This window comes from Calothrix sp. 336/3 (assembly GCF_000734895.2).
GTDB lineage: Bacteria > Cyanobacteriota > Cyanobacteriia > Cyanobacteriales > Nostocaceae > 336-3.
In genome coordinates this window covers 3,494,780-3,514,343 of sequence record NZ_CP011382.1, presented here as the reverse complement: position 1 = coordinate 3,514,343, position 19,564 = coordinate 3,494,780, and the positions used below count along the sequence as shown (strand labels likewise).

Here is a 19,564-nt window from a genome sequence, read left to right as displayed (position 1 = left end):
GAAATTTTCTTTGATTCTCCATCCCAGTCAGGATTAATTAGGGTTTTCTATTATATCTCTTAAACACTGACTCAGCCTTGTTAATTCTGCTACAGGCACATCAGGATACACAGGTAAAAAGAGAATCTGCTGCATCAAATACTTGGCATTTTCTGGTGCAAGATGATTTTGCTGATCATGGGACTCTTTGACAATTAAACTTGTACTTCCCCGGCTAGCATCAAAATTATGAGTTCGCAGGTACTGTAAAACCCGATGGGGATGATTTACAATAATGGGGAATAACCAAAAAGAATGAAGGCTGGCTTTAACTCCAGGAACTAAAATATTTTTTGGCAAGATTTTTTGAAAGTTTTCTCCAGTTTTTTGACGTTGCAAAAATTCTCCGCATTGACTCAATCTATCGGATAGTAACCATAATAAATGTTGCGGTGGACGATGGCGAATTTTGATGAATAAATCTCCTTGAGCAAAGCCTCTAGTCATTGCGACAATGGTAGAATCTAAATCCTGACCACAGAGTTTTAATAAACTCAGTAGCTGGCAGTAAATCCAGGGGAAAGACAGAATTTTTAAACTCATAAATTTGAGAATTCGGATAAAAAACCAAGTTTCACTTTTCTGGGGATAGGTAGCTTCTATCTCTTGCATCTGAATTGATAAATTTTTATCTTTTAAGAGTGTGATGGCTCCACCTAAGGCTGTGCAAGACTTGATAGGACCAAAACTAAAAAAACTCACGTCAGCTTCCCAATGTCCATAGTAGCGATTTCCGGCAAATCCCTGGGCACAATCTTCAATCAAAATTAAATTTTTTTGGCGACAAAAATCTACGTAGGGATTGAGGTCAATGATAGTTCCAAAAATGTGAGCAATGAGTAAAATTTTTGTTTTTTGGGAGACGAGTTTTTCTAATAATGGTATTGATGGTTCACAGGTTAATAAATCAATATCTACAGGTACTGGTACTAGTTGATGCCTTTCCACTATTTCCACCATGTCGGCAATATTAATGGCACTCATCAACACTTCGGAGCCAGGAGGTAATTGTAATGATTGTAAAAGTAAGTCAAAAGCAGTTCGGACGGATAATGTGGGAATAATATCTTTCTCTGTATGCCAAAATTTCTGAATATTATTAATAGTTTTATTCATATTTAAAGGAAATACAAAAGATAGCAAAGCTCTCCATAAATCCCTGAGCCTAATATCTAACTTGAGTCGCGGATATACATATAAATTATGTTGACTATAAATCATGATGTTTCTATTTCATACAAGAAAATTTCTTAACTTAATTATCTCATCTGAAAGAAGAATACTTAAAAATGCATAGCATAAAAATATACTAGTAGTAAAATCGTAGCGATCGCTCCATAGACTAGCAATTTTTATTTGTCATCTCTAAACTTTTATAGTACAAACAAATTATTGAGCGATCGCATAGCAACTCCTCTTATCGCACAGTCAATCAAATACCATGACAAAGATAATATCTCCAAAATAAAGCTACACATAGACAGCAGGGAGCAGGGGGAGAATTATCTGTAGCCGGAATTTCGAGAAATGGTATAACTCGCAATGTCAGAATTAATCGATAAATTAGCTCATTGGATAGAGCAAGTAAAGGGAAAAATTCATCAAGGAACAGTTTCTACCTATCCTCCCTTGTTAGCAGCAACTAACCCCAATCTGTTTGCTGTGCAAATTAATTACCTCTCAGGACAAACCTATGCATTAGGAGATACTCAGTGTATTTTCCCACTGATGAGCGTTATTAAACCCTTCACCTTACTTTATCTCCTGGAAACCTTTGGGGTAGATAGGGTATTCCAGTGGGTAGGAGTAGAAACAACTGACACTGCTTTTAATTCTCTTTCCCAATTGCAAGCTGATGGATATCCTCGCAATCCGATGATTAATAGTGGGGCGATCGCCCTGGCTGATAAACTACCAGGAAAAGATACCCACGACTGTACCCAATCCTTTTGTCAGTGGTTGAATCAACGGGCAGGTTGTCAATTATATATAGATACAAAAATGCTTGCTTCCGTGCGCTTGGCTCCTTCCCCAGTTAATCATGATATTACCCAGCATCTAACAGCATTGGGATATGTAACAAATCCAGAGTTAGCACTTGACTTATACGAAAATATATGCTGCATATCTGGGGCGATCGCCGATTTAGCTTTGTTGGGAAAACTTTTGGCAGTTGAAACGGATTTGATTATGTCCCAGCATCGACAAATTGTGAATGCAGTGATGTTAACCTGTGGATTATATGCAGCATCAAGCAAATATGCTGTGACTATTGGGTTGCCTATGAAATCGGGAATTAGTGGAGCAGTTTTAGCAGTTGTACCAGGAGAAGGTGCGATCGCTATCTATAGTCCCCCCTTGGATAGTGTAGGTAATTCGATTGGGGCGATCGCCTTATTGGAAATTCTCTCCCAGGAATTAGAAATGAGTATTTTTCGCTGAAATCTCCATAAAATACTTATTTTGATTTCATTTTCTCTGTCCGACGTTGAAAATATTTGCCATACTTCGCATATTTCCCATATCTAGACTGCCAATCAGATTTTACAGTTTCCTTGGTAGAACTTTCAGGAGTTGGTTCTATTGTTGGAGTCTCTGTGGGTTTTGCTGGGGATGGGGGAACTTCTTTCAATTCGGTTTCATTCACAGGAATTTTCTCTAACTCTTGAGGTTGGGGAGAAGGTGTTTTCAGTGTTTCTGATTCCTGGGGTTCGGTAGGAACTGTTTCTGATTCCTGGGGTTCGGTAGGAACTGTTTCTGATTCCTGGGGTATATCATCAACTTTTGGTACTTCCCCCTCCTGTGGTACAGGAATTTTCTCTAATTCCTGAGGTTGGGGTGAGGGTGCTTTCGGTATTTCTGATTCCTGGGGTTCGGTAGGAACTGTTTCTGATTCCTGGGGTTCGGTAGGAACTGTTTCTGATTCCTGGGGTATATCATCAACTTTCGGTACTTCCCCTTCCTCTGGTACAGGAATTTTCTCTAACTCCTGAGGTTGGGGTGAGGGTGTTTTCGGTGTTTCTGATTCCTGGGGTTCAACTTTTGGTACTTCCCCCTCCTCTGGTACAGGAATTTTCTCTAATTCTTCTGATTCAGATGATGGTGTTGTACTTTCTACTTCATCGGATTCTGTTACAGGAACTTCTTCTGATTCCTGTGGTAAACTTTCCCCTGGTGTCACCTCTGGTTTCGGAATAACTCTATAGCTAGGATCGACAATACCCCTAACTTGTTCGAGTGGTAATTCTCCCCGAACTATCCGAGATAGAGTATCTTTCCCTGAAGGTTGGTAATTGACTAGTTGTACAGTACTGTTAAAGACATTTTTTACCGGATTTCCCTGATTATCCAGGAATTCCAGCTTTACCCAGTTCATCCCTTGGTGAAAACCCTTGAGATAAATTGCTTGCCAACGATCCAAAACAAAGCTTTCACCATTAATTGTGCAGCGAATTCGCCAATCAGAGAAGGGATTTTCCTCCGTCTCTCCCTGTCTACTCACCCGCAGGGGAGCATTTGTCAGGTAAAAATCCAATAGTATTGGTTCTGCTCCATATTCCCCAGATGGCAGATTGTAAGTTAATAAAGGTACTTCTGGGTCTGGTTTATTATCCTCAGTCTTAGTATAGATATGGAATGTTGTCTGAGCATAAGCACCTGCATTCTTAAAACTTTCACCCCAGGGACGAACGACAAAAACCCTCAAGGTATGGGTTCCAGGGGATAAGTCTGACAAAATTAAGGGTTGATGGGTATCATAAACGGCGATCGCCCTCTGATTATCTAAAATCACTTGCAGATGGGAACCTAAACCAGATTCTGCATCTTGATATATCGGTAAATTCTCTACCTGCAAGCTCACAGAAACATTTGTATCTTCTAAAACTACATCTTCATATGGTGTAATTATTTTCACCTGAGGAAGGTAATTATCCAGACTTTCACTCAGTCGTAATAGCACTTCTGGTGGGGCAATTTCCGCAAAATTTTGGCTCAATGCAGGTTTCCCGTCACCATTTTTACCTAACAGTGGACTATTTTTCGGCTCACCACAACTAGTTAAAAACAGCACTAATAAGACGATTGTCAGAAGAGACTTACACGTCCTTCTCCAACCTTGACCAAAATAAATTATGGCGAACCATCTGCAAAGTCGCTGCACAATCGCGATCGTCTGCCACCAGTCCATGTTTTTTACCCAGAAGTACTCATTCACACAAGCCAGACTATATTACATGCAACTCACAAAGCAACTCCAAAAAATTTACCCAATTGTTAAGTGATGTGACAAAGGCAAGAAATATACATATTAGTTTTCACTATGCAAATGATACTTTTTCATTTATTCGTTGAACAACTATTTAACGATTATTTTGTATAAACCTTAGCAGAAATGTAAATAAATGCTCGGAATTCGACTGAAAAATCACCTCAAGACAAAAGGCTAAAAGCCTATGCAGGTAAGTATTTTCAGGTATTTCACCATATCAGAATTCCATAGTTTTCACGAATTGTTGCTCTTTGTAAAATAAATGGAAAAAGTATTGACTTTTTGCCCATGACCTCAAATTTAACAAGGCGGATTCTACAGTTTCTTTGGGGATTTTGAATTATTGTTAAAATGTCTCCAACAATGTACAAGTTAAGCCCTTATAATTCAACAGAAACCACTATCCACAAGCAGTCTTCATCGCTGCTCCAGCCTCTTTCTGGAGGATGCGACTAAGATTCACTTTCTCTAAGAAGACATTTATTGTGGTGACAATTCCTCAATCCCTTTTAAGAGAGGAGGTCGAATGACAATTAGTCCTCCGGAGCGAGAGGAGAAAAAAGCAAGAATCGTAGTTGATGAGAACCCAGTGCCTACCTCTTTCGAGAAATGGGCAACACCTGGTCACTTCGACAGATCCCTTGCTAAGGGTCCTAAAACCACAACCTGGATTTGGAACCTGCACGCACTCGCCCACGATTTTGATACACATACAAGCGATTTACAAGATATATCCCGCAAGATATTCGCAGCCCACTTCGGTCACTTAGCCGTAGTGACTATCTGGCTAAGCGGGATGATTTTCCACGGCGCGAAGTTCTCAAACTACGAAGCTTGGTTAACTGACCCTCTAAACGTCAAACCCAGCGCCCAAGTAGTTTGGCCCATCGTCGGTCAAGATATTCTCAACGGTGATGTTGGTGGTGGCTTCCACGGCATCCAAATCACCTCAGGCTTATTCCAAGTCTGGCGCGGTTGGGGTATCACCAGTTCCTTCCAGCTTTACTGCACTGCCATTGGTGGTCTGGTATTAGCAGGTTTATTCCTGTTTGCTGGCTGGTTCCACTACCACAAAAAAGCTCCCAAGTTGGAATGGTTCCAAAACGTGGAATCCATGCTGAACCACCACTTGCAAGTTTTATTAGGTTGTGGTTCCTTGGGTTGGGCTGGACACTTGATTCACGTATCCTTACCAACAAACCAATTGTTGGATTCAGGCGTAGCCCTCAAGGATATTCCCCTACCCCACGAATTTATCCTCGATTCCTCGAAGATGGTTGATTTGTATCCCGGCTTTGCCAGTGGAATCAACGCCTTCTTCACCTTGAACTGGGGTGCTTACTCAGATTTCCTCACCTTCAAGGGTGGATTAAACCCCGTAACTGGTGGTTTATGGATGACTGACATTGCCCATCACCACTTGGCGATCGCGGTATTGTTCATCGTCGCAGGTCATATGTACCGCACCAACTGGGGTATCGGTCACAGCATCAAAGAGATTCTGGAAGGCCACAAAGGTCCTTTCACTGGCGAAGGTCACAAAGGTCTCTACGAGAACATGACCACTTCTTGGCACGCTCAATTGGCAACCAACCTAGCATTCCTGGGTTCTTTGACCATTATTGTGGCGCACCATATGTACTCCATGCCGCCCTATCCTTACTTGGCAACCGACTACGCTACACAGCTTTGCCTGTTCACCCACCATATGTGGATTGGCGGCTTCCTGATCGTCGGTGGTGCGGCTCACGCAGCAATCTTTATGGTGCGTGACTATGATCCCGTTGTGAACCAAAACAACGTTCTTGATCGTGTCATTCGTCACCGTGATGCAATCATTTCTCACTTGAACTGGGTATGTATGTTCCTCGGCTTCCATAGCTTTGGACTCTACATCCACAACGATACGATGCGTGCCTTGGGTCGTCCCCAAGATATGTTCTCGGACACAGCAATCCAACTGCAACCAGTATTTGCCCAGTGGGTACAAGGTATCCATACTATGGCTCCTGGTGGCACAGCACCTAACGCATTGGCAACAGTTAGCCATGCATTCGGTGGCGGTATCGTTGCTGTTGGCGGTAAAGTCGCGATGATGCCCATAGCTTTGGGAACAGCGGACTTCTTGGTTCACCACATCCACGCCTTCACAATTCACGTTACCGTATTGATTCTGCTCAAGGGCGTACTCTTCGCTCGTAGCTCTCGTCTGATTCCAGACAAAGCAAACTTAGGTTTCCGCTTCCCCTGCGACGGTCCTGGTCGTGGTGGTACCTGCCAAGTATCTGGTTGGGACCATGTATTCCTAGGATTGTTCTGGATGTATAACTCCATTAGTGTTGTTATCTTCCACTTCAGCTGGAAAATGCAATCTGATGTGTGGGGAACCGTAGACGCAGCTGGTAATGTGTCTCACATTGCTGGTGGTAACTTTGCCCAAAGTGCCATCACCATTAATGGCTGGTTGCGTGACTTCCTGTGGGCACAAGCTTCACAAGTAATCAACTCCTACGGTAGTGCGCTCTCTGCCTATGGATTAATGTTCTTAGGCGCACACTTCATCTGGGCATTCAGCTTAATGTTCCTGTTCAGTGGTCGTGGCTACTGGCAAGAATTGATTGAGTCCATTGTCTGGGCACATAATAAGTTGAAAGTAGCACCTGCAATTCAGCCTCGCGCTCTGAGCATTACTCAAGGTCGGGCTGTAGGTGTAGCTCACTACCTCCTAGGAGGAATTGCTACAACTTGGGCGTTCTTCCACGCACATATCCTTTCAGTTGGTTAGCAACCAGTCATAAGCAGTACTGAGTAATGAGTGCTGGGTGGTGAGTCATCACTCAAAACTCAGAACTCAAAGCTCAGAACTCAACAAGCACCTGATGGCTAAAGGTCAGAGGAATTATCAAAACCTATGGCAACAAAATTTCCAAAATTTAGCCAGGACCTCGCACAGGACCCGACTACTCGTCGGATCTGGTATGCGATCGCAATGGGAAATGACTTTGAAAGCCATGATGGCATGACCGAAGAGAATCTTTACCAAAAGATTTTCGCTACCCACTTCGGTCACCTAGCAATCATTTTCCTTTGGGCATCCAGTCTCCTGTTCCACGTAGCCTGGCAAGGTAACTTTGAACAGTGGATTAAAGATCCTCTGCACATCCGTCCTATTGCTCATGCAATTTGGGACCCTCACTTCGGTAAACCCGCAATTGAAGCTTTCACCCAAGCTGGTGCTAGCAACCCTGTAAACATTGCTTACTCTGGTGTTTACCACTGGTGGTACACCATTGGTATGCGGACAAATGGCGACCTCTACATGGGTTCCATCTTCCTGTTGTTGTTCGCATCCCTGTGCTTGTTCGCAGGTTGGTTACATTTACAGCCCAAATTCCGTCCTAGCTTGGCTTGGTTCAAGAGTGCTGAATCCCGTTTAAACCACCATTTGGCTGGTTTGTTCGGTGTTAGCTCCTTGGCTTGGGCTGGTCACTTGATTCACGTTGCTATCCCTGAATCTCGCGGACAGCACGTTGGTTGGGATAACTTCCTCAGCACCTTACCCCACCCTGCTGGTTTGACACCTTTCTTCACCGGCAACTGGAGCGTATACGCTGCGGATCCCGACACAGCTAGCCACGTATTCGGCACCTCTCAAGGTTCTGGTACAGCTATCCTGACTTTCTTGGGTGGTTTCCATCCCCAAACCGAATCCCTGTGGTTGACCGATATGGCTCACCACCACTTGGCGATCGCTGTCCTATTCATCGTTGCCGGTCATATGTACCGCACCAACTTTGGTATTGGTCACAGCATCAAAGAGATGATGGATTCCAAAACCTTCTTTGGCAAAACCGTTGAAGGTCCTTTCAACATGCCTCACCAAGGCATTTACGAAACCTACAACAACTCACTGCACTTCCAGTTGGGTTGGCACCTCGCTTGCTTAGGTGTAATCACCTCCTTAGTAGCGCAGCACATGTACTCCATCCCTGCTTACGCTTTCATTGCTAGGGACTATACTACTCAAGCAGCGCTCTACACCCACCACCAGTACATTGCTGGGTTCTTAATGGTTGGTGCTTTTGCTCACGGTGCTATTTTCTTAGTTCGTGACTACGACCCCGAACAAAACAAAGGCAACGTTCTTGCCCGCGTATTGGAACATAAAGAAGCGATTATCTCCCACCTCAGTTGGGTATCTCTCTTCCTCGGTTTCCACACCCTCGGCTTATACGTACACAATGATGTAGTAGTTGCTTTCGGTACTCCTGAAAAGCAAATCCTCATTGAGCCAGTATTTGCTCAGTTTATCCAAGCTTCCCACGGTAAAGCTCTCTACGGCTTGAACGTGTTGCTATCCAACCCCGATAGCATTGCTGCCACCGCTTACCCCAACTACGGTAATGTTTGGCTGCAAGGTTGGTTAGATGCCATTAACTCTGGCACCAACTCCCTCTTCTTAACCATTGGTCCTGGCGACTTCTTAGTACACCATGCCTTTGCGTTGGCTATCCACACCACCACCCTTGTATTGGTGAAAGGTGCTCTGGATGCCCGTGGTTCTAAGTTAATGCCTGACAAGAAGGACTTCGGTTACGCCTTCCCTTGTGATGGTCCTGGTCGTGGCGGTACTTGTGATATCTCCGCTTGGGACTCTTTCTACCTGTCTATGTTCTGGATGCTCAATACCATTGGTTGGGTAACTTTCTACTGGCATTGGAAGCATTTAGGCATTTGGCAAGGTAACGTTGCTCAGTTCAACGAATCTTCCACCTACTTAATGGGTTGGTTCCGTGACTACCTCTGGGCTAACTCAGCTCAGTTGATTAACGGTTACAATCCCTACGGCATGAATAACCTTTCTGTTTGGGCTTGGATGTTCCTCTTTGGACACCTAGTTTGGGCAACAGGTTTCATGTTCCTCATCTCTTGGAGAGGTTACTGGCAAGAGTTAATTGAAACTCTTGTTTGGGCACACGAACGTACTCCCATTGCAAACTTAGTTCGCTGGAAAGACAAACCCGTTGCCCTCTCCATTGTTCAAGCTCGTGTGGTTGGTTTAGCTCACTTCACCGTTGGCTATGTCCTTACCTACGCAGCGTTTGTTATTGCCTCGACGGCTGGTAAGTTTGGTTGATAAATCCATTTCTTGCTAGTTGTTAGGTAAATCATTAAAATCCCTCATCTTGTGATGGGGGATTTTTGTTGGGATTTCATAGATAAACCCGATATTGTAATTATGACAAAAGAGCACAATCTACATATTCGTCTCGCAAGTATCGATGATTGGAAAACCATTGTCAGATTCAATCAATCTCTGGTGAAAGAAATTCGAGGTCGAGAAATCAGTACAGAACGTCTCAGTTTAGGAGTAAAAGCAGTTCTAACTGAACCTAGTCGGGGCTTTTACACGGTTGTAGAAATTCAAAACCAGATAGTTGCTGCGGCTTTAATTACCTACGAATGGAGTGACTGGCGGAATGCTTGGTTTTGGTGGATACAGGATGTTTATGTAGAATCAGATTATCGCCAACAAGGAGTATATCGTGCACTATACAATCACTTGCGTTCCCAAGCTCAAGAACAGGGAGCCTGTGGTTTACGACTATACGTGTATAAGGAAAATTACCGAGCACAAGAGGTATATAAAAAATTAGGTATGGTAGCTGCCGATTCAGAAATGTTTGAAGATATTTGGTAGCGATCGCCACAAGTAAAAGGGCGAAAGAGAACCACCAAAAAAATCCGTCTCCTCGCCCAGTCAATATATTTTTTTCAAGTATGAAAAATTGCAGTACTAAATAATTTATGTAAATCTGACTTCATTAGTTTTCGGAACTTCGTAATGGACTTGAAAGCTCTCTGAAGCTTTTGTCTGTTCCATTTGGGGCATCAGTTGCATATTTTCTTGCATCGCTTGCATTTGTCGCATCATTTCCCGAAGTTGTTGCTGTAGTTCTTCAAACTCTAATGTCGTCACAGATACAGGTTTTTTGCGATTCACTGCTGTTGAATTCTCTGTAGACTGAATATTAGTTTGAGCATAACCTCGAAAAGTTTGAGCCGAAGAAAAAGCAGATGCAGCATTCACAGTGTGATTAGAACTCTGCTCATGGATGGGTTGAGATATGGCGACTGGGGTTTGCATCACAATTGGTTGGGTTAACCGATGTGATACTGTTTGTTGTTGAGAATGAGCAGGTAAAGAGGTTTCAACTTCTAGAAAGTGATTCAATCCAGATATTTGCAGTCTTGATTCCGAAAGCATCAGTTCTTTGAGAAGTTGCTCTTTTTCTTGCAACTCCTTTTCTAAGCTAGACAGGTGCTCTTGAACTTGTGAAGATTTACGAGAGGAATTACGCCAACCACAAATAGCAGTAGCACAAACACCAGCTCCTAAACTTAATGCCGTAGATAATATTACATAGGGAGTAGCAACATCCCTCAGCTTTCCAGAAAAGAAAGGTTCTTCTTGAAATCTTACATTTATTTCCTGGTCTCCCACAATTGCCAAGGGTAACGTCATCAGTGAAAAAACTGTAGCAGAGGCAAAAACAGGTGGTAGAACAAACTTTACAAGTGCAGATAAAGTCATATATACAGGTAAATGAATTGTCAGAAAGCCAACTACATTCAGGATGCAGTATTACGTATTAGTGTTTTGAGTATTGCGAACTTCAAGATGAATTTACCTAGTGCATAGTCACACAAAGCAGGAATTTCTTCATAACTTGATAAACTTCATACCTCAATTTAAGAACACTACATTTTGAGCATTGTTTCTTTTAGATATTGCAGTCACTGATTATTTTGAATCTACCGACTGCGATAGTATCCAATTTACTCGCTAAATTTGATATTTTCCATACTTAGGTAATAAAGAAGCCATAAAAGCTCTTAAATTTTGTGTAAACTTCACAAATCCGAGAAAATATCTAGAGACTGTTGAGTAATTTTATGAATATTTCCAGTAGACGTAGTAGCTACGGCAATTACTGAAATCCCCTCTGTCACAGTCTCGGCAAAATTTTACCAGATAAGTCTAATCGTATTTAAACTCGCTTCTCATAGGTATTGTCAAGGCAATTTGGCTAACTTTTCATACTGACCATGGGGATTACTATAATTACCTTAGCCAGAGTTTTATCATTCTTTCATGCCTCATATTTTTTGATAAGAATACCATGAAATACATAACTCTATTTGACTTCATTGTATGAATTGACTAGACAAATCGGGTAATTATACAGAAATAGTTAGTTCAGCTTTCAAAACTTTTAAATACAGAGGAAGCTGAATATAAATATTTTTAGGTTTGCCAAGCTTGCCTAATTGAAAATAATTACTAAAAATTCTTATTGATGGTTAAGAAAATAATTTACAAGGTTTTCTATCCACAAGCAAGTCGGCGTAAACATTTCCATGTATGTTCAGTTATTGTGAGTTTCATAAGGTGAAATGTGGCGATCGCTTGTCATCAGTTTGACATTCCATTACAGACATCCGGTGTTCACGTCATTACGTAGGTGCAAGCCTTCTCGCAGAGTACAATGCGGAGTATAAACTCTACCAAGGACGCTACGCGATCGCCAAAAACTCTGGGATTGCTTACCTACGCTAAGTTTCCCTCGCAATGGAAAATGGTGTTTGCGTAAGTCCTGAGTATATTTGTAGAAGCTCATTTAGTACTGGCGACGAATCAGGGTTAAGTAACTTTTGTCAAGCAGTAATTATACTTATAGAGATTGAAAGCTATCGCCAGCAGATAGGGAGATTATTCTACGATTTTAAGATATGCTGATGTTAGTAGTCTTTTGAAAGCATGGTTATATACCGAGAAAGTCTGCTTGGCAGTATGACATTGTTATAGAAAAACCAGTCAGCCCTAGAGTCAACGGCAGTGATTGAAATTTTCTGGAGAGTTTTTTTCCAGGACGTTCAACATTGGCAATTAGGGTGCTATATTAGTAAGTCTAGTAGTGTGTGTACATAATTTATAGTTTTTACTGGAACTGACTGTGGCAAATACAAAGTCTGCTCTCAAACGTGCCAAAATCGCGGAACGTAATCGGTTGCGTAATAAGTCTTACAAGTCGGCGGTGAAGACGCTGACAAAGAAATGCTTGACGGCAGTGGATGCTTACGTAGCTAATCCTTCTTCAGAAGCACAGCAAGAATTGATGGCACGGATGTCGGAAGCATACAGTAAAATCGACAGGGCTGTGAAACGAGGCATTTTACACCCCAACAATGGAGCAAGGAAAAAATCTCGTCTGGCTCGGAAGTTGAAAGTGAAAACCCAAGGAGTAGCTGCATAATAGTCTTTGGTGTTGAGTCAGGAGTCAATAGCCTCAAGACTAGTGACAATTGACAGCTACCAAGAAAAAATAGATAGATTATGCAGTTAATAGATACCCACGTTCATATCAACTTTGACCTTTTCCAGCCTGATTTAGAGGCAGTGCGATCGCGGTGGCTTTCTTCAGGAGTGGTACATCTTATCCATTCCTGTGTTGAGCCATCAGAATTTCCTAGCATTCAGGCAATAGCTCATCGTTTTCCAGAGGTGAGTTTTGCAGTGGGTTTACACCCCTTAGATGCAGATAAATGGCAAGAGAACACCGCAGAAGAAATCTTAGCTTTAGCCCGTTCCGACTCCAAGGTAGTAGCCTTAGGGGAAATGGGTCTAGACTTTTATAAAGCAGATAACTATCAACAGCAGTATACGGTGTTTGAATCCCAGTTAGCGATCGCCACAGAACTCAATCTTCCAGTGATTATCCACTGTCGGAATGCCGCAACGGCAATGAGGGAAGTGCTACAAAAATGGAAAAATTCCCAAGGAGATCGTTTACGTGGTGTCATGCATTGCTGGGGAGGAGAACCAGAGTCAGCCAAGTGGTTTTTAGACTTGGATTTTTATATCAGCTTTAGTGGCACCGTCACATTTAAGAATGCCAAGGAAATTCAACAGACAGCAACCATAGTTAATAGCGATCGCCTACTCATAGAAACAGATTGTCCCTTTCTGGCACCAGTTCCCAAACGGGGTGAGCGACGGAATGAACCAGCATACGTCCTTCACGTTGCCGAAAAGATTGCCAGTTTGCGAGGAGAAACCCTAGAGGCGATCGCCATGCAAACCACCAACAACGCTTGTAGGCTATTTGGTTTAAATATTTCCCCTTAATATCCCAGATGGGCATCTACAAAGCATCAGTAATCCCAAATTTGCAGAAGACAAAAAGGTGACACTCTTTCTTACCTGCAAATCAACTGCCGTTAGGTCATAATGATTTGAGGAAACCAGAATTAAAATTTATCAATAAACTACTCAAACCCTGAGCAAATTTTCTCGACTTTCCGAGTCAACCTTGCTTAACTATCAAAAAAATCGTAAATCTAGGTTAAGACCAAAGCCAACAATCCTTAAATTTATACAAAATTCCTAAATAGCATTTTCCTTGTGATCACTAACCGCTAAAATCAAGCGATACAAAAATATCTAGCGGAAAACAAGGTACGTTTCCCTCGAAATTAGGATAACAACGCTCTGAGTCAATTCACAGGCAGTCTGTATCACAAATTTGCCAAATCCGTGATGTTAAGTAATACGCTCTGGGAGGGGAAGGTGAGCCAGCAAAAAAATCTCAACTTAGCCATCAAGGCAAATTTTTCCAGGAAAAAGTTAAGTTTTATCACAAAAAGCCGAGTAAGAGAAAAAATACCTCTTGCCAAACTCATATTTTCAGGCTTTAATTGCTCCATTTGCCCACATCTGCATTTTGCAGGTGCTTAAAGGAGAAGTTCCCACACACCTAAAAGTTTAACCAGGTTGACAAAGGTAGAGGCATGACTAACGAATCTATAATGGAACCCGCCTTTCTGTTGCCCGATTTGATTGAAATTCAGCGTTCTAGTTTTCGCTGGTTTTTAGAAGAAGGGTTGATAGAAGAACTGAACTCCTTTAGTCCAATTACAGACTACACTGGCAAGCTAGAACTACATTTCTTGGGTCATAACTATAAACTCAAGGAGCCGAAATATAGTGTAGAAGAGGCAAAACGGCGAGATAGTACCTACGCTGTCCAGATGTATGTACCGACGCGCCTAATCAACAAAGAGACTGGAGAGATTAAGGAACAGGAAGTCTTCATTGGGGATTTGCCCCTGATGACAGAACGAGGCACTTTTATTATTAACGGTGCCGAACGGGTAATTGTCAATCAAATTGTGCGATCGCCCGGTGTCTACTACAAATCAGAAATCGACAAAAACGGTCGTCGCACCTATTCTGCCAGTTTAATCCCCAACCGAGGAGCTTGGCTGAAATTTGAAACAGACCGTAACGACTTGGTATGGGTACGTATCGACAAAACCCGCAAATTATCAGCGCAAGTACTGCTGAAAGCCCTAGGGTTGTCAGATAACGAAATTTTTGATGCCCTACGTCATCCCGAATACTTCCAAAAAACCATTGAAAAAGAAGGGCAATTCTCAGAAGAAGAAGCCCTCATGGAATTGTATAGAAAATTACGTCCTGGTGAACCTCCCACCGTATTAGGTGGGCAGCAACTCTTGGATTCTCGTTTCTTTGACCCCAAACGTTACGACTTAGGACGTGTTGGCAGATACAAACTCAACAAAAAACTTCGCCTTTCCGTTCCAGAAACAGTCAGGGTTCTCACCTCCACAGACATCCTCGCCGCCGTAGACTACCTGATCAACCTAGAATTCGATATCGGTAACACCGATGACATTGACCACCTAGGAAATCGCCGAGTCAGAAGTGTCGGTGAATTACTCCAAAACCAGGTCAGAGTCGGTCTAAACCGGTTAGAAAGAATTATTCGGGAAAGAATGACAGTATCCGATGCTGAGGTACTTACCCCCGCATCCCTCGTCAACCCCAAACCCCTAGTGGCTGCCATTAAAGAATTCTTTGGTTCCAGCCAATTGTCCCAGTTCATGGATCAGACCAATCCCTTAGCAGAATTAACACACAAGCGGCGACTTTCAGCCCTTGGTCCAGGGGGTCTCACCAGAGAACGGGCAGGATTTGCGGTTCGGGATATTCACCCCAGCCATTACGGACGAATTTGTCCCATCGAAACTCCAGAAGGACCAAACGCAGGCTTAATTGGTTCCCTAGCTACCCATGCCAAAGTTAACCTCTATGGCTTCCTAGAAACGCCCTTCCGTCCTGTGGAAAATGGCAAGGTGCGTTTTGATTTACCCGTAAGTTACATGACTGCGGACGAAGAAGATGACCTCCGGGTAGCAGCAGGGGATGCCGCAATCGATGAAAATGGCTATTTAATTGGTCAGGTTCCAGTGCGCTATCGCCAGGAGTTCTCGACAACCACCCCCGACCAAGTCGATTATATCGCTGTGTCGCCAGTGCAAATTGTCTCCGTAGCTACGAGCATGATTCCTTTCCTGGAACATGATGACGCGAACCGAGCTTTGATGGGTTCCAACATGCAACGGCAGGCAGTTCCCCTCCTCAAACCAGAACGCCCCCTAGTCGGTACTGGGTTAGAAGCCCAGGCAGCCAGAGACTCTGGGATGGTAATTGTCAGTCGTACCGATGGTGATGTCACCTATGTTGATGCCACAGAAATTCGTGTACGTCCTAGGGTGACAGACCCCAATGCCAAAAACCCACCCCAAGAAATTCGTTACACCATCTCCAAGTATCAACGTTCCAACCAAGATACTTGCTTGAATCAAAAGCCCTTGGTGCGTATGGGTGAAAGGGTAGTGGCAGGGCAAGTCTTAGCAGATGGTTCTTCCACCGAAGGTGGGGAATTAGCCCTAGGACAAAATATCATCGTCGCTTATATGCCTTGGGAAGGTTACAACTACGAAGACGCGATTTTAATTTCCGAGCGCTTAGTACAAGATGATATTTATACCTCAATTCACATTGAAAAATACGAAATTGAGGCGCGGCAAACAAAACTCGGTCCCGAAGAAATCACCCGCGAAATTCCCAACGTTGGGGAAGATGCTCTACGCAACCTTGATGAACAGGGAATTATCCGCATTGGCGCTTGGGTAGAAGCTGGAGATATCTTAGTTGGGAAAGTGACTCCCAAAGGGGAATCAGACCAACCACCCGAAGAAAAACTCCTACGTGCCATCTTCGGTGAAAAAGCCAGAGATGTTAGAGATAACTCCTTACGAGTTCCCAACGGTGAAAAAGGGCGGGTAGTTGATGTCCGACTATTTACCCGTGAGCAGGGAGATGAACTACCACCGGGAGCCAATATGGTGGTACGGGTATATGTTGCCCAAAAACGGAAAATCCAGGTAGGCGACAAAATGGCAGGTCGTCACGGGAATAAAGGGATTATTTCTAAGATATTGCCCTTAGAGGATATGCCCTATTTACCAGATGGTAGTCAGGTAGATATCGTCTTGAATCCCCTGGGTGTACCCTCACGGATGAACGTGGGGCAGGTATTTGAATGTCTCTTGGGTTGGGCAGGTCACAACATGGGTCTGCGGTTCAAGATTACTCCCTTTGATGAAATGTATGGTGAGGAATCTTCCCGGAGAATTGTTCATGGCAAGTTACAGGAAACCAGGGACGAAACAGGACGAGATTGGGTCTATAACCCCGACGATCCGGGCAAGATTATGGTCTATGACGGGCGCACAGGTGAACCCTTTGACCGTCCAGTCACAGTGGGTGTGGCGTATATGCTGAAACTAGTTCACCTAGTAGATGATAAGATTCACGCTCGTTCCACTGGTCCTTACTCCCTCGTTACCCAACAACCCCTGGGTGGTAAAGCTCAACAGGGTGGTCAGAGATTTGGAGAAATGGAAGTATGGGCACTGGAAGCCTTTGGAGCAGCTTATACCTTGCAAGAATTGCTGACAGTCAAATCCGACGATATGCAAGGAAGAAATGAAGCGTTAAACGCGATCGTCAAAGGAAAGTCCATTCCCCGACCTGGAACACCAGAATCCTTCAAGGTATTGATGCGAGAGTTGCAGTCCTTAGGCTTAGATATCGCTGTGCATAAGGTGGAAACCCAAGCAGATGGTAGCTCCTTGGATGTAGAAGTAGACCTCATGGCTGACCAAGGAAATCGTCGTACTCCACCACGTCCTACCTACGAATCTCTTTCTCGTGATTCCCTAGATGAAGAGGAATAGGAGGAGGTAATGGGTGATGGGTTAAGAGTTAATAGGAAAAATCCTAGCCTCTTTTCCCTTCCCCCTTCTTCCTGGACATCCCAGTTGCTATGACCAAATCAAATATCTAAAACTGAAAATCGATATGAGAACTGCCCAAAATAATCAGTTTGACTATGTAAAAATTGGTTTGGCTTCCCCAGAAAGAATTCGTCAGTGGGGAGAGCGGACTTTACCTAATGGTCAGGTAGTCGGTGAAGTTACCAAGCCAGAGACAATTAACTACCGGACATTAAAGCCAGAGATGGATGGCTTGTTCTGTGAGCGGATTTTCGGTCCTGCAAAGGACTGGGAATGTCACTGTGGTAAGTATAAGAGAGTACGCCATCGTGGAATTGTCTGTGAGCGTTGTGGCGTAGAAGTGACAGAGTCACGGGTACGTCGTCACCGTATGGGTTACATCAAACTGGCAGCACCAGTCGCCCACGTTTGGTATCTCAAAGGGATTCCCAGCTATATTGCGATTCTCCTAGATATGCCCTTGCGGGATGTAGAACAAATAGTTTACTTCAACTCCTATGTGGTTCTCAGTCCTGGGAATGCAGAGACTTTAAGTTACAAGCAATTACTGAGCGAAGACCAGTGGTTAGAAATTGAAGACCAAATTTATAGCGAAGACTCCCAATTGATTGGAGTGGAAGTTGGTATTGGTGCAGAAGCGTTATTGCGTCTGCTGGCTGATATTCAACTGGAGCAAGAAGCAGAAACTCTGCGGGAAGAAATTGGCAACGCCAAAGGTCAAAAACGGGCGAAGTTAATTAAGCGGTTGCGGGTAATTGATAACTTCATTGCCACAGGTTCCAAACCAGAATGGATGGTGATGACAGTCATTCCTGTAATTCCTCCAGATTTACGTCCCATGGTGCAATTAGATGGGGGACGTTTTGCTACCAGTGATTTGAATGACTTGTATCGCCGGGTAATTAACCGGAATAATCGTCTAGCTCGCTTACAGGAAATTCTGGCGCCAGAGATTATTGTCCGCAACGAGAAGCGGATGTTGCAAGAAGCAGTGGATGCTTTGATTGATAATGGTCGTCGAGGACGAACTGTAGTTGGAGCAAATAATCGTCCTTTAAAATCCCTGTCTGACATTATTGAAGGGAAACAGGGGCGGTTCCGGCAAAACCTCCTGGGTAAACGGGTAGACTACTCAGGGCGATCGGTAATTGTTGTCGGTCCAAAATTGCATATCCACCAGTGTGGTTTGCCTAGGGAAATGGCAATTGAATTATTCCAACCATTTGTGATTAATCGCTTGATTCGCAGTGGCATGGTGAATAATATCAAGGCTGCGAAAAAATTAATTTCCCGTTCTGACCCCAGTGTTTGGGATGTTTTGGAAGAAGTGATTGAAGGACACCCCGTGTTACTCAACCGGGCACCCACCCTGCACCGTTTAGGGATACAAGCGTTTGAGCCTATTTTGGTGGAAGGGCGAGCCATTCAATTACATCCCCTAGTTTGTCCAGCATTTAACGCTGACTTTGACGGAGACCAAATGGCGGTACACGTACCCCTATCCTTGGAATCCCAGGCAGAAGCCCGTTTGTTAATGCTGGCATCCAATAATATTCTCTCCCCAGCGACAGGTAGACCAATTGTCACACCCAGCCAAGATATGGTGTTAGGAGCATATTACCTGACAGCCGAAAATCCTGGGGCAACAAAAGGCGCAGGTCGGTACTTCGCTTCTCTAGACGATGTGATTATGGCGTTCGAGCAACAAAATGTTGATTTGCACGCCTATATTTACGTGCGATTCGATGGAGAAGTTGAATCTCCAGAACCAGACACCCAAGTTGTGGAAGAAACCAAAAACGAAGATGGTACCGTCACCAAGCTGTACAAATACCGTCGCGTTAGGGAAGACAGTCAAGGAAATCTTCTTTCTCAGTATATTCGCACTACACCAGGTCGCGTAATTTACAACAAAGCGATTCAGGAAGCACTAGCAAGTTAGGTAATGGTTAATGGGTCACGGGCAATAACTAAAATCTCTGTGACCAATTACCTGTAACCAATTACCAATTCCTCATGACTAAG

General features: G+C 43.6%; 12 protein-coding genes. 8 read left to right on the top strand and 4 right to left on the bottom strand.

The annotated features are described in order from the left end of the window. Positions 1-33: 33 nt before the first annotated feature. Entirely contained in the window at positions 34-1,155 is a 1,122-nt protein-coding gene (locus IJ00_RS14800; RefSeq protein ID WP_168163487.1) for a DegT/DnrJ/EryC1/StrS family aminotransferase, read from the bottom strand. Between the two features lie 426 nt (positions 1,156-1,581). On the opposite strand from IJ00_RS14800, the gene IJ00_RS14795 reads away from it, so the two are divergent. After that, complete coding sequence (locus tag IJ00_RS14795; RefSeq protein WP_035154208.1) at positions 1,582-2,481, top strand: glutaminase; 900 nt, start codon at positions 1,582-1,584, stop codon at positions 2,479-2,481. 16 nt (positions 2,482-2,497) lie between these two features. On the opposite strand, the gene IJ00_RS14790 is transcribed toward IJ00_RS14795, so the two are convergent. Further along, on the bottom strand, positions 2,498-4,228 hold the full coding sequence (locus IJ00_RS14790; protein WP_201782629.1) for a hypothetical protein: 1,731 nt from the start codon (positions 4,226-4,228) through the stop codon (positions 2,498-2,500). 607 nt (positions 4,229-4,835) lie between these two features. On the opposite strand from IJ00_RS14790, the gene psaA reads away from it, so the two are divergent. From psaA to IJ00_RS14775, 3 genes are all read left to right on the top strand, one after another. Continuing rightward, positions 4,836-7,094, top strand: a complete 2,259-nt coding sequence (gene psaA / locus IJ00_RS14785) for a photosystem I core protein PsaA (RefSeq protein ID WP_035154206.1) — start codon at positions 4,836-4,838, stop codon at positions 7,092-7,094. A gap of 126 nt (positions 7,095-7,220) precedes the next feature. Continuing rightward, positions 7,221-9,446: a photosystem I core protein PsaB gene (gene psaB / locus IJ00_RS14780; protein WP_035154203.1), complete on the top strand. Its 2,226-nt coding sequence runs from the start codon at positions 7,221-7,223 to the stop codon at positions 9,444-9,446. Positions 9,447-9,548: 102 nt separating this feature from the next. Further along, positions 9,549-10,010 carry a GNAT family N-acetyltransferase gene (locus IJ00_RS14775; protein ID WP_035159086.1) on the top strand — a complete coding sequence of 154 codons (462 nt, stop codon included), beginning with the start codon at positions 9,549-9,551 and terminating at the stop codon, positions 10,008-10,010. A 105-nt stretch (positions 10,011-10,115) separates the two neighbouring features. On the opposite strand, the gene IJ00_RS14770 is transcribed toward IJ00_RS14775, so the two are convergent. Further along, a complete protein-coding gene (locus IJ00_RS14770; RefSeq protein WP_035154201.1) occupies positions 10,116-10,904 on the bottom strand; it encodes a hypothetical protein in 789 nt (262 codons plus the stop codon). Between the two features lie 898 nt (positions 10,905-11,802). Further along, positions 11,803-11,991, bottom strand: a complete 189-nt coding sequence (locus tag IJ00_RS28400) for a hypothetical protein (RefSeq protein WP_144416040.1) — start codon at positions 11,989-11,991, stop codon at positions 11,803-11,805. Positions 11,992-12,327: 336 nt separating this feature from the next. On the opposite strand from IJ00_RS28400, the gene rpsT reads away from it, so the two are divergent. The 4 genes from rpsT (at position 12,328) to IJ00_RS29940 (ending at position 19,481) form a co-directional block, all read left to right on the top strand. Then, a complete protein-coding gene (rpsT, locus tag IJ00_RS14765; RefSeq protein ID WP_035154199.1) occupies positions 12,328-12,627 on the top strand; it encodes a 30S ribosomal protein S20 in 300 nt (99 codons plus the stop codon). A gap of 80 nt (positions 12,628-12,707) precedes the next feature. Further along, positions 12,708-13,499, top strand: a complete 792-nt coding sequence (locus IJ00_RS14760) for a TatD family hydrolase (protein WP_035154197.1) — start codon at positions 12,708-12,710, stop codon at positions 13,497-13,499. 662 nt (positions 13,500-14,161) lie between these two features. Further along, positions 14,162-17,479 carry a DNA-directed RNA polymerase subunit beta gene (rpoB, locus tag IJ00_RS14750; protein ID WP_082127332.1) on the top strand — a complete coding sequence of 1,106 codons (3,318 nt, stop codon included), beginning with the start codon at positions 14,162-14,164 and terminating at the stop codon, positions 17,477-17,479. A gap of 124 nt (positions 17,480-17,603) precedes the next feature. Continuing rightward, positions 17,604-19,481, top strand: coding sequence for a DNA-directed RNA polymerase subunit gamma (locus tag IJ00_RS29940; protein WP_035154191.1), 1,878 nt, complete (start codon positions 17,604-17,606; stop codon positions 19,479-19,481). Positions 19,482-19,564 lie beyond the last annotated feature (83 nt).

Coding starts and splice junctions, on each gene's coding strand:
- IJ00_RS14800 (WP_168163487.1), bottom strand. CDS start 1,155: ATGAATAAAACTATTAATAATATTCAGAAATTTTGGCATACAGAGAAA.
- IJ00_RS14795 (WP_035154208.1), top strand. CDS start 1,582: ATGTCAGAATTAATCGATAAATTAGCTCATTGGATAGAGCAAGTAAAG.
- IJ00_RS14790 (WP_201782629.1), bottom strand. CDS start 4,228: ATGGACTGGTGGCAGACGATCGCGATTGTGCAGCGACTTTGCAGATGG.
- psaA (WP_035154206.1), top strand. CDS start 4,836: ATGACAATTAGTCCTCCGGAGCGAGAGGAGAAAAAAGCAAGAATCGTA.
- psaB (WP_035154203.1), top strand. CDS start 7,221: ATGGCAACAAAATTTCCAAAATTTAGCCAGGACCTCGCACAGGACCCG.
- IJ00_RS14775 (WP_035159086.1), top strand. CDS start 9,549: ATGACAAAAGAGCACAATCTACATATTCGTCTCGCAAGTATCGATGAT.
- IJ00_RS14770 (WP_035154201.1), bottom strand. CDS start 10,904: ATGACTTTATCTGCACTTGTAAAGTTTGTTCTACCACCTGTTTTTGCC.
- IJ00_RS28400 (WP_144416040.1), bottom strand. CDS start 11,991: ATGAGCTTCTACAAATATACTCAGGACTTACGCAAACACCATTTTCCA.
- IJ00_RS14760 (WP_035154197.1), top strand. CDS start 12,708: ATGCAGTTAATAGATACCCACGTTCATATCAACTTTGACCTTTTCCAG.
- rpoB (WP_082127332.1), top strand. CDS start 14,162: ATGACTAACGAATCTATAATGGAACCCGCCTTTCTGTTGCCCGATTTG.
- IJ00_RS29940 (WP_035154191.1), top strand. CDS start 17,604: ATGAGAACTGCCCAAAATAATCAGTTTGACTATGTAAAAATTGGTTTG.